This is a genomic window from Bacteroides cutis (genome assembly GCF_900241005.1).
In the GTDB taxonomy this organism is placed as follows: domain Bacteria; phylum Bacteroidota; class Bacteroidia; order Bacteroidales; family Bacteroidaceae; genus Bacteroides; species Bacteroides cutis.
Genome location: NZ_OEST01000001.1, coordinates 143,831 through 160,411 on the forward strand (window position 1 = coordinate 143,831; position 16,581 = coordinate 160,411).

Below are 16,581 nucleotides of genomic sequence, written 5' to 3' on the forward strand. Positions count from 1 at the left end.
AGTAATAATCTAAGGTAGTTATTTTATCGTAAACGTATAGTTACCTTTATCAGATTGTTGTTTTGCTTTGAATGATAACCGGTAAATAGTTTTTCCCCATACATTCGACAATTTTAAATCAGTCAGTTCTTTTGGTTCAACATCCAATTCAAACTTATTTGCATCATACAATAATTGGGCTTTCACATCATTTACCTGAATATAAACTTTACCTTTTTCTGAATTGTCTACTTTTCCCCATGTCATGAAATTAATGATGTTGGGAGCGACCGCTTCTTCCAAATCAAACACATCATTGATTTGAACTTGATTACCTTTTACTTTGTAAGAACGTATCCACTTTTTTACTTTTGCTTCCTTGGGATAAGCAGCTGCTATATCAGCGCAGAAACTATTCTTAGAAGCTTTTACGCCAGTCGCTTTATAGTTTTTTCCGTTCTTTTGGGGAATTCCGTTTATCATAGGCAGGTTGTGATAATTACTCTGCATCGTCCAAATAGAATAACGCTCTCCACTAAATGTCTGTCGGGTATAAGTTCCTACTCCGGCATCTATCAATATCGGGGTCTGATTGAACCATACCGAGCAAGTACCTACGTCATTATGATTATGGCTTTCGCCATTATGCCCTCCCTTAGTTGCAAGGAATAGCCCCTCTTTAGTAGAAAGATAACAAAACTCAGTTTCAGGATACCAAGTGAAAGTACGGTTCTCATGACCAGCTTCCTCCCGTTGTAATTCTTTGGCAATGGCTATGGAAGCCAAGGTACGGAAAATGTCTCTGCCATTCGAAGGTAACGAAGGTGATTTACGCATCAAAGCGGCAAAACTTTTTAATTCATCACTTCCTACGTCTTTACCGAAACGATAGATAAGATATGCATCGCCACCACCACGGGCTGAAGCATCAGCAAAATTCACTACCCAACCGTTTCCCACATAAGAGCGGGAAATATACTCACCCATATTTTTTATCATTGGTTCCCGAAAGATACTAATCTTTCCTCCGGTAATATCAGAAAGAAGTTCCAAATAATCCAACGTCTTTCCGGCAGCATGTCCCCAGTAAGACGGACCTTCTTCACAGGCACCGTCGGCCTTGATGTAGTTCAGGAATTTATCTACCGATTCCATTGTCAAATATACAGCCTTGGCCAGCGTATCTCGATTATTTTCAAGAAGCATAAAACACATCAGGACATTACTGTTACACCAAGGATTCCAGTTATTAAGCATACGCCCTTTATAATTACGTGCCATCCACCAAAACGAATCATTGTTCATGTAAGGATCAAGAATACGGATTTGTAACTCATGGCGTAATCGACGTGAGATCTCCGGGTTCACTTTATCGAATGAATCACGCATAAAATAGTAAACCCACGACAATGATCCACCAAGATCTCCAGAGACAAGATCAATCACATGATAATCGTAGGTAGGTAACGAACGGGAAGAAGGCTGTATAACGAGATGAGCGGCAGGAGCCCATGAAGTCATTTCACAAGTATGGAATACACCATTTATTAACTGATCAATAAATCTTCCTTTTCCTTCTGCAAGTTCCGCCATCAACAGACTGGCAATGGCATTATTATTTGCTCCAAAAGGTTTTTCCATTATCGAGCGATCACCGGTACGTTCAAAAGCGAGATAATCAGTGGCCTTCACTACCTGCCATTGATAATCGAGTAATTTTTCTCCCCGGCGGATATAATCATCTTTAAACGTTCCTAAGAATGCATCCCAACCATCACGATCGGAGTAATCGGGATATGTTACCCATTGTTGATTCAAAACCAACACATCCTTTAAGTAGTTCAGATCTGCTTGCTTCTGAAGCAAGTTACGTTCTGTATAAGCAAATGTGGAAGCGCCACACAAAAGTGTAAAAATCAATAATATTAATTTTCTCATGGTATCATTTATTTAATAAATTATCTTATCCGGAAATTTCCGCTCCTTGGCCCAGCCATCCTCCGATACCTTCAACCAGTTTCCAAGCTCCTTTTTCAGTAACTTTGCCTGATTCGACGGAATTTCCTCTATTTTCAAAGAATGCATCTGATAAGGATCCTTCAGATTGTCAAAAAGTTGATAATTTCCATCCTTTGTCACCAAATACGAGTAGCGGTCAGTACGTACACCTTTCTCCTTCTGCTGATAGAAAAACTGAGAAACAGGTTTCTTCACCGTTTTATATTTACCTGTAAGAATACCTTGTGAATAATCTTTTCCCTTCACCGTTTCGGGAAGCCTGTCTTCAAGGTTCATCATCCCCAGCAAAGTAGGCATAATATCCGTAGCACCCAACATCAGATCGTTCACTCCCGGTTTCAGTTGACCGGGATAACGTATAAAGAACGGAATAGAAAACGATTCATCATAAATCACACTCTTCGCCATACGTCCGTGGCTACCCATCATTTCCCCATGATCTGCGGCGAATATCAAGATGGTATTATCCGTCAATCCTTCTTCATCCAAAACTTTCAATACCCGGCCTATCTCATCATCCACACTCTTCACCAAAGAGAAATATATTTTTGCCTGAAATGTCAGTTGCTCCAAGTTTTTCACTTGTGTACCCTCGCCAAACTTCACATTAGGACGTAACAACACTTCTTCCGGTTTCAAATCTTTATAATATTGATCAAACACCTCTTCCTTACAATCCGTAAGTCTATGATAAGGAGTATGAGGCGGATTCAGACTCCAGAATAAGCTGAAAGGCTTGGAAGCGTCTCGCTGTCCTTGTTTATTCCGCAGATAACCTATCACTACATCCGCTTCAACCTCTGGAGTAAATCGGCGATAACGGAACGACTCACCATCTTTCTTTCCACCCACCAGTTCCGGACGATTGGAATAAGCAGTAGCATTAAAATGATTATCTTTCAATTGCTGAAACCAGTACTTATTACTCTTACGCCCTCTTCCTTCAGGAATATAGGTATCGTATGGATACACACAATGTCCGCCAGGCGCTTCAGTTGTACCCACATAATTATTCTCCTTGTCAAACAAGGCCTCCGTACGATGCCAATGCGTTTTTCCCACATAAGCCGTTTCATAGCCAGCTTCCGCAAGTACATCAGTAAAACAAACCAAGCTATCGGGAATACCGTTTTGGTTGTTCACATGGCAATTACCCGGTACTCCATTCTTCTCCGGGAATGCGCCTGTCATCAGCATAGCACGATGAGGGCTACTCAACGGACAAGTACTACACGCCCGATTAAAAATAACACTCTGCTTTGCCAGTCTATCCAAATTAGGAGTATGAACCGGATCACCTATCGTATTCAGAACATTACGATATGCCGGATCACTCCATATACTCAACGCATTCAACCGATATTGGTCAGGAAAAATATAGACTAAGTTCGGTCTTTGTTCCTGTCCAAAGACCTGTGTACCTATTCCTGCAAAAAGAGTTACAGGAAAACTACAAATAAGTTTGTATAAAATTGGTTTCATTTCTATTTTAATTTAAAACAAAGACTATTTTACATCATTCCTTTTACTTTAGACGTACTCTGCGAAGAACATTCTGTAATTCAAAAACCTTATCAGGGTATTGAGAAGCAACGTTTTCTTTCTCTGTCACTTTATTCATTTCATAAAGTTGAGGAACACTTAAATTACCAGTTTCTATTTTCGGTCCCCAGGTAATCATGGCAGGTCCATCATTCGGCTCAATATATTTCCAGTCTTTATTGCGTACAGACAATACATGATTAGCAGCTAATTCCAGTACCCACGGACGGTCTGTCATATCTGTACCCAACAAATTACCTAAACGATTTTCACTATCCGGTGCACTACCTTTCGGCATCCGTGCATCGATCATAGCCCCCAAAGAAGCCATCCAGTCTATCTGTGACATCAACACATCCGACTCTGCATTTTTCCTGATTTGTTTAGGCCAGCGGACAATAACCGGAACAGCCGTACCACCCTCAAAAGCACTGTATTTATTCCCTCTCCACGGTCCAGCAGGACTATGACCGTTCAACAATTCTTCTGCCTTATCATCATAACCGTCATCAACTACCGGTCCATTATCACTAGACAAAATAATTAAAGTATTTTCCGCTAATCCCAGTTTATCCAGTACATCCATAATCTGTCCTACCGCCCAATCAAACTGCACGATTGCATCGCCACGCAATCCCATACCGCTCTTACCACGGAAGCGTTCGTGTGGAAAACGAGGAACATGAATATCATTGGTAGCAAAATACATGAAGAACGGTTCATCTTTATGCGACCGAATAAAATCGATGGCATGTGTAGTAATACTATCAGCAATGTTCTCATCTTTCCATAAAGCTTTACCACCCCCCTTCATATAGCCAATACGACTGATACCATTTACAATGGACATGTCATGTCCATGACTCGGTTTCAAATTATAAAGTAATTCCGGATGGCTTTTACCGGTCGGTTCACCGGGAAAATTGCGGATATAACTGACTTCAATAGGAGCTGCAGGATCATAATTAGCCACTTTACCATTCTCTATGAATACACAAGGGACACGATCGGCAGTGGCAGCCATGATATAATGATAATCAAATCCTAAATCTTCTAAAGCGGCTGGGAGCGGTGCGTTCCAGTCTTGCATTGCTGTTTTGTCTCCTAACCCCAAATGCCATTTCCCAATGGCGCAAGTAACATATCCGGCATGTTTAAACATATCTGCCATAGTATATTGTTCGGGACGTATAATCATCCCCGCATTACCGGCAGCAATATCTGTATCCGGACGACGCCATGCATATTCTCCCGTGAGCAGAGAATACCGTGAGGGAGTACTGGTTGCAGCTACCGCATGTGCATTGGTAAAACGGATGCCCTCGGTTGCCAGACGATTGACATTAGGCGTTTCTACATTTTTTGCACCATAACATTGCAAATCACCATATCCCAAATCATCAGCGTAAATAATGATAACATTGGGTTTCTCACGATCAGCGACCTTACCTTTCGTATCCTTTGCACTAATTGGTAAACTTGAAAAGATGACCGGACAAAGTAAAGCTAAAGTTACATACTGGTTTTTCATCTTTGATATTATTGATTGGTTATTTAAGGTATAAACATCACATTGCAAATATATCCACAAAATGTATTATAAAAGAATACGAATCAGATTTTTAACCCGACTTGTACTAAAGGTGGAGGTATTTGTACAAAAGTGTATGCTATAAACTAATTACACAGCCCCTACGCTCCATAAAAGTAGCGTAGGTCTGTGTAACATACATATTGTTTTAATATCCCAAAAACAAACTTACTTACCTATCTATACTATTCAAAGAACTATTACCAACCAGGATTCTGTCCCAAATTAGGATTTTTATATTTCTCTGTATTAGAAATCGGATAGAAATACAAGTTATCTGTAATGGTTCTGGTTTCCATCAGGAACTTAGTATATTCAAATTTCTCAGCTTCATTCTTAATGATTTTTACACCATAGATATCAGCAGTTTTATCCAAATCCTTCCAACGACGTACATCCCAAAAACGATGTCCCTCAAAAGCTAGCTCCACACGACGTTCGTTCTTCAAACGTTCTATGAAATCAGCTTTTGTCATACCAGCAGGATAAGGAGGCATTTCTACCTTGCCACGTGCACGCACCATATTCACCGCTTCGCGAGCCGTCATTGGATAATCTGCATCCTTATAATCAGGATTTCCAAAAGCATTTACCATTGCTTCCGCATAATTCAACAAGATTTCAGCATAACGGAACAATACCCAGTTATGTTGCGCTTTAGTAGTAGTGGAACCTGATACAAAACTAATATTTGGGTTAAGATATTTATATAGATAATATCCTGTAGTGGTAGCATTGGTCAAAGGAAGTCCATTGGCACCACCTTCCCATATCTGAAGAGGAGCGCCACACCAATTCATATTATTGTAAGCTACTGTTCTTGCCAAACGCGGATCACGGTTATTGTAAGGATTAGCTGCCATAGTAGGATTATTCCAATCAAACTTGGATCCATCCTTCATTTCGAAAGCATCTACTAAATTCTGTGTGGGACAAGTAGAGGTTTTTCCACCCTCTACTCCCATAGGAAAGTTTGCTTTTTCAAAATCTCCCGTTTCACCTACACCACGGGCTAATATCACTTCGGCGCATGTATTGTTCACTTTACGGAACTGAGTAGTAAGATCATCCACCAATTTATAACCCAACTCAGAAACATTACCAATGATTTCGTAAGCAGCGGATGCGGCTTTTTTCCATTTCTCGGCATTATCGCCTGAATAGAGAGGACTCGCCATATAAAGCGTCACTCTGGACTTCAATGCCAAGGCAGCTCCCCGGGTGATACGACCAATATCTTTACTGGCAAAACCTTCTGTATAGGTAATAGGTAATTTATCCTCAGCAGTAATCTCTGTAAGCTCTTTTATGATGAAATCTGCCACCTTGTCACAACTCTCACGTTCCAAGTTGTTCACCTCGTCCTGAGTAAGAACAGTAGTAACCAACGGCACATCATGATAACGCTTAATCAATTCAAAATAATAAAACGCACGGAGAAAACGTACTTCATAAGGAAAATTATTGAATTCCTTCATCATATCCTTATACTTTTCGGCATTTTCCCAATCTTCGAAAGTTTGTCCGTCAGCTTCCTTCAGATAGAGATTAGCTGCACGAATAGCCTTATAGTATTGACTCCATACATCATCAACCAGTCTATTAGCCGACCAAGTACCATTTACAAAATAATGAATGGCTGAGGATTTGTACACATGTACGGCATCATCTGTAGCCGCATCCTGCATAGCACCTTCCGTATTACAAAAATCTTGAGGCAAATAACTGTAAATATTGGTTACCATCTTTTTAGAACGTTCAAAGCTTGTAAAGATGTCTTCCTTTTGGTAGTCGTTTGACTCATCGCAGTCCATGAAGTCGCATCCGCCCAAGATGCAGACCGACATAAGTAATGCTATATGTTTTAATTTCATAAGTTTCATTTCGCTTAAATTATTAGAAACGTAAATTAACGCCAAATGTATATTGAGTCATCAACGGATGACCGGTACCTGTCATTTCAGGATCTATCACACCGTCCATTTTGTCAATGCTGAATAAATCATGTCCACGAGCGAACAGCCTCATGTAATTCACACCAGGCAACTTATTCACCCATTTCTGTGGCAAATTATAATACACCTCCAACGTACGTAACTTCAGATATGAAGCATCAGCTACCCATAAAGAATTGGTATTATAGTTGTTCTTGGAACCATTATAAGTGAGACGTGGATACTTACCATTGGGATTACTTTCAGTCCAACGATTATCATAATAATGTTGAGAAACGGTATTATTACTCACCAACGGACGATAAATACTGCGTGTATCAAGCATTTGACTATAATTGGCAATTCCTTGGAACAAAGCGGTAAATCCCAATCCCTTATATTCGGCACCAAGATTGAAACCATAATAAATTTCCGGACATACATTGTTATAACCCAATGCAACCTGGTCATACTCGTCAATCACCTTATCACCATTCTGGTCTTTGAATTTCAAGTCACCGGGACGAACCTCATCCAATATCTGTTTCACTTCACGGTTTTCAATATCATCCCAACTTTGGTAAATACCTTCCACTTCATAACCAAAATATTGACTTACAGAGTGTCCGGTACGTTTCAGATAATCATACGGACGATACACCTCATTCATCTCTTTAATTTCATTACGATTGAAACTGAATTGACCGCCCAACTGATAAGTAACATTTCCTATTTTATCATTCCAATTAGCTGCAACTTCCACACCATAACTATTCACAATACCGCTATTTATATCAGGAGCTGCAATACCCAGTACGGAAGAAAGAGCGCCATCGCCGTCTACTAAAATATCTGTACGATGGTCATAATAACCATCTACCGATAAAGAAAGGCGGTTCCATGCCATGAAATCAATACCCACATTCAATTTGTGTGATTTTTCATAAGTCAGCCCATCTACCGCAAGACGAGATTCTTTCATACCACCGATAGAAGCCGGTGTTTCACCGAAATAATAGCTGCCACCACCACTATATGAACCACGGAAAAGCTGTACACCATAGTCAGCACGTCCCGCAATACCATACGAAGCACGAAGTTTCAACATATTCAACCAATCAGCCTTGAAAGCATTTTCTTCTGAAAGAATCCAACCTGCACCTATTGACGGGAAAACACCCCAACGGTCATCCGGATCAAGAATACTGGATGCAGAACCCGTCAAAGAGAAGTCCAACAAATAACGATTTTTATAGGTATAATGAGCATGCCCCACAATATCCATAAAGGCTCTACCTGCATTCTGGCCACGCTTCATCATCTTGTCCATACTATAAAGTACAGTAGCGTTCAACTTATGATCAGTACCCCAAGTACGGTCATAATTGACCTGCGCATTGATAGTCAGATGACGAACTACATCCTTGATACTACTACTGAAATCCAAAGCTGTTTCTTCAGTCAACTTCTTATAAGAGTTTTTTTCACCATCCCAACCCATAGTAGCCTGTTCAGTTGCATACTTATGCTGGTTACGTTCCCAATACCGTGCTTCATTATCAAAACCCAAACGTGCAGTAGCAGACAAACCTTTAGTAATGAAACTTAAATCCTGTACAAAATTGATGTCTGCATAGAGGTTACGGGTCTGTCCACGTTCATAGCCTGTATCGGAAATCATTGCTATCGGATTACTGCCATAAATAGAAGTTGCACCCCATCGGCCATTAGAAGTCTTAATAGGCATAGCACCCGCCGGAACTTTGTACAACATATCGAAAATGTCAGCGGTCGTAGTATAAGGACGATTATCTTCCGCAAAATTACCACGCATGTTAAGTTGCAATTTCGTGGTATTTCCTAACTTGATATCAAGATTAGTCAAAAAGTTCAATTTGGAATATTTGAACTGTGTAGAATATCCTTCATTCTCTTCGGTAGGCTGTAAAATACCTTTGTCGTTCAGGTAATTCAGCTGAGTAAAATACTGTACGACATCACCACCTCCACGAAGAGAGAAATTCACATTATTACCGAAACTATGATCGCGAAGTGCTTCATCCATCCAATCTACATTAGGATAGAACTCCGGATAAGTCTGATTACGAAAAGCGTCCAACTCACGTTGGCTATAACGAGGGGTCGTAATACCATCGTTCTTCAAACCTTCATTCATGGCCTGTGCATAAGTATAGCCATCCACAAATTTAGGTAAACGGTACGGAGTACCCATCTTAAATTCATAATCAAAAGTAATAACCGGTTTCCCCACATGACCACGTTTGGTAGTGACAAGAACCACACCATTGGCACCACGTATACCATACAGTGCCAGTGAAGCGGCATCTTTCAATACACTGACAGATTCAATATCCTGCACAGCAAGATTATCAATACTACGTTCATAACCGTCAATCAATATTAACGGACTCTTATTACTGGTAGTACCGACACCACGTACATAAAGTGTAGTACCATTTTCCCACTCATTTCCTCCATTTTGTAGAACCTGAAGACCGGGAATCAGTCCAAACAAAGCGTTGGAAGCTACCGTACTGGTACGATGGCTCAGTTTATCAGCGGTTGCCATGCCACCGGCGATAGTCGCTTCCTTTTTGTTGAACGAGATTCCTCGTCCGTAATGTTGTATGCTGTCTGCTACCTGAGCCGCCGCAATGGAAGAACACAGCAGCCCTGCAATGATTAGCTTTATACTCTTTTCCATAAGGATAGTATGATTTATTCAATAATAATTTATGTTATTCCCAACCCGGATTTTGGACCAATCCATAACCTTTGTTCACCTCTTTGGGAGGGAATGCACTCAGATACCACTTCGGAGAAAAGCCACCGACTTTCTGCCAAGCTCTTTCTTTCAGTTGTGGAAATTCAAACAAATATTCTCCTGTTTTCTTATGTTTATAGAAATAAATGCCATGCAGATGCTTTGTGAAATCTGCCTCACGCTTCCAGCGAATAAGATCATAGAAACGAACTTCCTCAAAACCAAATTCACAAGCACGTTCACGAAGTACCGCTTCACGGAATTCTTCCTTACTTAAACCTGTTTTCAAATTACCTAAACCAACACGATTTCTCACCGCATTAATGTAAGAATAAGCCTCATCAGTACGGTTACATTCATTCAATGCTTCGGCATACGAGAGGTAAACTTCAGCCAAACGCAATAACGGCCATTGAATGACACGTCCACTCCATTCTCCTTGACGATCAAGCAAAAATTTACGGGCTGTTAAACCGTTAGTGGTAAGACCTTTATCATCCAGACTGACACTTTTATTATTATAATGTTCGCCTTTCGGATAATTGGTCTTATCTTTCGAATATTGTCGATATATAGCAGCGACACCGCTACCAAACTTGTCACCATCCAACAAAATAGTTTCACACATGCGAGGATCACGATTCATAAACGGGTTCTTAGTATGTTCTTGATTATTCCAGTCGAAATCACTTCCATCTGCCATAGGAAACATATCGAAGTATTCCTTGGTAACTCCCCAAGCACCCCAACGTGCACTCTGCATGATACCACCAATATTACTAGTCTTATAATGGCGACGTACAGAAATTAATGATTCTGTAGTGCCTCGTGTATAATAAGCGTCGCGGAACGCCATACGTGGCTCTCCTGCTTTCACCAATCCATAAAAACCTTCCTTATTCAAAGCCTTAAAGAATTCTTCACCTGCTTTTGCAGCATCTTCCCAACGCTTTTGATCATATCCCCCAAACCATGTCATCAATTTTTCGGAAGCTTCACCCACATAATAGGGCGTATCATTATTAAACAATGGACTTGCTGCAAACAAAAGTACACGTACTTTCAAACCCATAGCAGAAGCACGGGTCAGGCGACCACTCCAGTTATCGGATTCATCTTCAGTGACATACCAAGGAAGTTCTTTGCAAGCAATAGCCTCATCCAATAACTTCACTATAAAATCCACCGTCTCCTGCAAAGTACCACGAGCAGGAAATCCCAAACCGTCTTCTGCGGAAATAGCACGGTCTACAATGGGCAGACCACCAAAATGACGAAGCATTTCGGCATATTGAGTAGCAATCACGATTTTAGCTTCAGCTTTCAAACGCGACTTTTCAACTTCATCCATATCAGGTACACGGTCTACATTCTCTATAAACACCCAAGCCATACGGATACTTTTCCAACTGTTACGCCGGGTAAAACCATATTTAGTACCTCCATCTCCATCGGATGCTTCTTCCGAACCGGCATTGTAAGCACCACTGTAATAAACTTTATTAGGACCATCCCAAGTTAAAGCGGAATTACACAAATCCGTCAAATCTTCTTGAATGCCAAACCACATATTGGTAGAGAAACCATAACTGTTGCTTGCCCAAAAAGCATATGGCAAATTACCATAACTATTCCACAATACCCGACGTGCATATACCGCCGTAGAAAAGATGGTATCAATAGTGACATCCGAGCTGGGCGGCTTCTGAAGGAATTTCTCACCCAGCGCAAAGTCCTCGCATGATATTGTGGTAGCTAATAAAGTACCCAACATCAATCCTTGAAAATATCTTGTAAGTGATTTCATATCATTATATTTTTAAAATTAAAAACCTACTTTCAAACCAAAGTTGACAACCATCACTAACGGATAATTGGCTCTTGCAGCAGATTTCGATTCCGGATCTATCACGTCCAATTTATCGAATGTAAGCAGATTATAGCCGGTAGCATACACACGTAAACTACCTAAATGCATCTTATCCAAAGTCTTCTTTGGGAAACTGTAACCCACTTCCACGTTTTTCAAACGTAAGTAAGACGCATCTCGTAACCACAAATCGGAGTCATAGTAATTATTACTTCTGTTCACAAACGAGATAGCAGGATATTTGGCTGCATCACCCTTCTGTGTCCAAGTATCGGTAACAAAGTATTTCATCAGCGAACGTTGGTTAGTCTGTCCGAAAGGATAACGGAAAACGTCGTCCAACATACGCGAAGTTTTGGCAGCACCAGCCCAGGTCATGCTGATATCAAATCCTTTATAAGAAATACCATAATTAATACCATATGATAACTGCGGATAATTAGTATTACCAATAGCAGTGATATCATTCTGGTCTATCTTCTTGTCATCATTCAAGTCCATATACATCACATCGCCGGGTTTGGGAGTAATGCCGTGGTCGGGAATACCTCCATGTCCTTCGGTAGCATAACGTGCCACATCCTCCTCGGAGAAGTAACCAGCAAACTTACGACCAAAATATTGACCAACAGATTTACCGGTACGTTGCATATAAGCATACGGATAAGTCACCTCGTCCATATAGACAATCTTGTTCTTGGTACGTGAGATATTAAAACCAATATTATATTTCAATTTGTTTATATTATCTCTCCAATTTACGTTGATTTCATATCCCTTATTGTCAACCTTACCAATATTAGCGGTAGGAAGCGTCACAGCCAAATAACCGGGATCAGTTCCACGAGAAGTCAGAATGTCACGGCGGTGCTCGATGAAGTAGTCAAAATTTACTTTCAATTTACTGTTAAAGAAATAAGCATCAATACCATAGTTTTGTTTAGCGGCTGTTTCCCAAGTCACATTGGGATTTCCTTTTTTTGCTTCGTTAGCTCCTGTAGTGATGGAACTGCCACTACCGAAATAAAAACCACCATTGGAAGCATTATATACGTCCGGCAGATAGAGGAAACGGGAATTGTCATTCACGCGGTCATTACCTACGATACCATAAGAAGCACGTACTTTCAAGTAGTCCATAAAAGATTTTACCGGTTGCATGAAGCTCTCTTCTGATATTATCCAACCTACAGAAAACGCAGGGAACAAGCCGAAACGTTTGCCCGGGGCGAAGTTTTCCGATCCATTATAACCCACATTTACATCGAACATATAACGAGTATTATAGTCGTACGTGGCACGTCCCACCAAACCGATATAACTTCTCGGGATTGACAAGAACTCAGAAGGACCGTTAGGATAATAAGTGATGGACTGATTATACATTACAAGTCCCGAAACATGATGTTTACCAAAATCACGTTTATAGTTCAAAGCAGCCTCCACATACCAGTCCTTACCACGACCGATAGCTTCCTCATACCCCAATACGGTTTCTTCATCTACACGACGAAGCACTACTGATCCGTCGGATTGTATCAACGGCTCGTAATGAGGAGTCTTTCCACGTCTTTTCTTGGTAAAGGATACGGAACTGTTATAAGCACCTTTCACATGAGCCTTTAAACCTTTAGTAATAAAATCGAGTTTTTGTTCCAGTAAAAAGTCGAAATTCAATGTATTACCATAAGTCACATCATAACCACGTCCGTAATAAGTATACATGGCATCACGCATGTCACCAAAAGAATTGGAAATATTACGTGCATCCGCCCATACCCATTTTCCATCTACAATACCTGAACCAGAAAATGGAACTGCCCAATAAATACCACGAAAAATAGTCTCGATATTTGATAAACCCGATTCACCATCTACACCCGGAGTATGCTTATCATTGACACGTCCACCTATATTCACTCGGAATTGTGTAGTTTTTGTCAAATCCACATCCAAATTCAGACGATAATTATAACGATTATAGCTGTAATTATCATCATAATTTTTTTGATAACAATTGAAAAGTCCGTCTTGAGTAAACACACCAAGCGACGCAAAATAACGTATTTTCTGCGAACCGCCCGAAATAGTCAGGTTATGTTGCGTTTGCAAAGCTGTATTACGTACCAAATAGTCCATCCAGTCCATATCCGGATAAGCTATCGGGTTACTATGAGTACGGAATCCTTCAATGGCTTCCGGCTTGAATGCCAATTCGTTTTCGGTATATCCGTCGTGAAGCTGGGCATTATTATATGCTGTGGCATATTCATAGCTGTTAGCGAAATCAGGCAGACGAGTCGGTGTCTGCAAAGCAAATGAAGTAGAGAAACTGACTTTCGCTTTACCTTCCTGACCACGTTTAGTCGTCACCAAAATAACACCATTAGCACCACGTACACCAAATACAGCTGTTGCAGAAGCATCTTTCAATATCGTAATATCTTCCACTTCATTAGGGTCGAGTTGGAAGAAACTACGTTCTACACCATCTACCAAAAACAAAGGCTGAGACATGGATTCGTTCAATGAGCCCACACCACGTACATATACTGTAGGATCATCACTGCCAGGTTGACCAGAAGTCTGAATAGCAGACAAACCAGGCATCTTACCTGCTAATGCATTACCAATACTTGATACCGGGCTTTTCAGTACATCTTTTGCTGTAATAGACGACATTGCTCCCGTTACTGTCACTTTCTTGGTAGCACCATATGCTATCACCTGTACTTCCTGCAACTCCTGAACATTTTCATTCAGTTCGATCTTCAAGGTAGATTCACCATTATACTTTATCTCCTTATCTTTATATCCTACATAAGATATAACGATAGTAGCACCCACCGGGACTTCCAGTTTAAAGTTACCATCCATATCGGTAATAACTCCATTAGTAGTTCCCTTTACAATTACACTGGCACCAATCACCGGTCCGTAACTATCAGTCACTGTTCCGGTAACCATTTTGCGATTCTGCTGCACAATAGAACTGGCAACAGAAGCCTCTCCCGACACATTATTTCCTATAGGAAAAGCCATTTGCCCAAACGACAAAGACGCCGCCAATAGCCATACCTGCTTCTGAGGTATCTTCATTGGAAAGAAGAAGTTTTTCATCTCTTTTAAATTTAAGAATTATAAAATATATTATTAAAAAGGTTCTATTAATCGTTTACAAAATTAAATAGATTTTAGAGATTGAAATCCCTCTATCATTCAGAAGAAGGTAGTATATTATACACAACTCACAACAAGGCATTTGTGTACAAAAAAGCTCCATAAACGGACAATAATATCCCATCCTATCAGAAAACCTCCCTATCCCCAATATAAAAAGAACATAGTTGCTCTGCGTAAAATACCATAAACAAGAAGGAATTATGGGGTCAGCGCAGAACAACTATGAGTTCGATACAATAAAGAAAGGTTAAAAACACATTCTCATGATTAAGTACATTTAGTGTTTTCCAAAATCTCTTTTACGTTTTAAAGCTTCTAAATAATAATAGTCGGCATAACTCAAAGGAACATCCATCTCCGCACGATCAGGAAAACTCCCCACAGAGTGCATCAATAGAAAATAGTGGTTTTTACCTATTTCGGCACGGTAAGCCGGAGAAGACAATGTTTCCATTATCTTATCCGCAGTCTCTTTATATTCCTTATTATTCGAAAAGACACTTAATTCGTACAATGCCGAAGCCATAATAGTAGCAGCTGATGCATCCCTCAATTCGTTAGGAATATTCAGGGCATCGAAATCCCAGTAAGGTATCAAATCTTCGGGAAGGTTCGAGTTGGTAAATATAAACTCATACACTTTCTTCGCCTGTTTCAAGTATACCGGACTATGTGTATACCGATAACACATTGTATACCCATAAATAGCCCAAGCCTGCCCCCGCGCCCATGCCGATTCATCGGAATATCCTTGTGCCGTACATCGCTTAAGTACTTCACCTGTCTCCGGATTATAGTCTACCACATGATACGAACTTCCGTCCTCACGGAAATGATTTTCCAACGTTTTGTCAGCATGTGAAACAGCTATATTATAATAAGTAGAATCTCCGGACAACCGGGTGGCTTCAAATAAAAGTTCCAAATTCATCAAATTATCAATAATCACCGGGCATTTCCATCCCATCTTTAACGGACGTCCTTTGTCCGCATTCCAAGACTGGATAATACCTGCATTAGAACGAAAACGGGTAGATAGGGATTTGGCAGCCTGTACCACAACCGGTTTATATTCTTCCCTACTTCCCATACGCATCCCGTTGAGAAAACTACAACCTATAATAAAACCGATGTCATGATGCGAAGTATTATACTGTTCTTTATGTAAATATTCGGTATATTTCTCTGCCTTCTGTTGCCAGTATTCATTACCGGTGAGATCATATAAATACCAAAGGCTTCCGGGAAAGAAACCTAGGGTCCAGTCCCAACCACGATGTGCATACACCATATCCCCCTTAGCATTTACCGTACGGGGGATTAAGATTTTATCATTCTTTTCAAGAGCATCTACCTGTAAGCCATATTGAGCTGCAGCATGTTCTATGTTCGTTGAAACAAAATCTTTTCGTCCTTTAACTCCTCCACAAGCAACCATAGAAAAGAGAAAAAGACCAATACATGTACGAGTTAAAATATCATTTCCCATAAATAATTAACACTCCATTAATTTGCTAACTTTACCGAACAAAAATAAAAAATGAAAAAACACGAAGGGGGTGATATCTATACACTAAGAGAATTCTAAATATACAAAATAGACCCTGAAAAGTAAAATGTACAAAAATGGCATATAAAAAGAACAAAAAACTACTTAACTACAAACAATTGGGATTTT

8 protein-coding genes are annotated in these 16,581 nt (G+C 40.2%); all 8 read right to left on the reverse strand.

Annotated elements, in window-relative coordinates; translation table 11 throughout:
* Positions 1-18: 18 nt before the first annotated feature.
* Positions 19-1,917 carry a heparinase II/III domain-containing protein gene (locus tag C1A09_RS00590; protein ID WP_101541818.1) on the reverse strand — a complete coding sequence of 633 codons (1,899 nt, stop codon included), beginning with the start codon at positions 1,915-1,917 and terminating at the stop codon, positions 19-21.
* A gap of 12 nt (positions 1,918-1,929) precedes the next feature.
* Positions 1,930-3,480, reverse strand: coding sequence for a sulfatase family protein (locus C1A09_RS00595; RefSeq protein ID WP_101541819.1), 1,551 nt, complete (start codon positions 3,478-3,480; stop codon positions 1,930-1,932).
* A 43-nt stretch (positions 3,481-3,523) separates the two neighbouring features.
* A complete protein-coding gene (locus C1A09_RS00600) occupies positions 3,524-5,071 on the reverse strand; it encodes a sulfatase family protein (RefSeq protein ID WP_101541820.1) in 1,548 nt (515 codons plus the stop codon).
* Between the two features lie 260 nt (positions 5,072-5,331).
* Positions 5,332-7,005 (reverse strand): RagB/SusD family nutrient uptake outer membrane protein, encoded by a 1,674-nt coding sequence (locus tag C1A09_RS00605; RefSeq protein WP_370448195.1) that lies wholly within the window; start codon positions 7,003-7,005, stop codon positions 5,332-5,334.
* Positions 7,006-7,027: 22 nt separating this feature from the next.
* Positions 7,028-9,790, reverse strand: a complete 2,763-nt coding sequence (locus C1A09_RS00610; RefSeq protein WP_101541822.1) for a SusC/RagA family TonB-linked outer membrane protein — start codon at positions 9,788-9,790, stop codon at positions 7,028-7,030.
* A 34-nt stretch (positions 9,791-9,824) separates the two neighbouring features.
* On the reverse strand, positions 9,825-11,657 hold the full coding sequence (locus C1A09_RS00615; protein ID WP_101541823.1) for a RagB/SusD family nutrient uptake outer membrane protein: 1,833 nt from the start codon (positions 11,655-11,657) through the stop codon (positions 9,825-9,827).
* 18 nt (positions 11,658-11,675) lie between these two features.
* Positions 11,676-14,840, reverse strand: a complete 3,165-nt coding sequence (locus C1A09_RS00620) for a SusC/RagA family TonB-linked outer membrane protein (RefSeq protein WP_245874945.1) — start codon at positions 14,838-14,840, stop codon at positions 11,676-11,678.
* A gap of 340 nt (positions 14,841-15,180) precedes the next feature.
* Positions 15,181-16,392, reverse strand: coding sequence for a glycoside hydrolase family 88 protein (locus C1A09_RS00625; protein ID WP_101541824.1), 1,212 nt, complete (start codon positions 16,390-16,392; stop codon positions 15,181-15,183).
* Positions 16,393-16,581 lie beyond the last annotated feature (189 nt).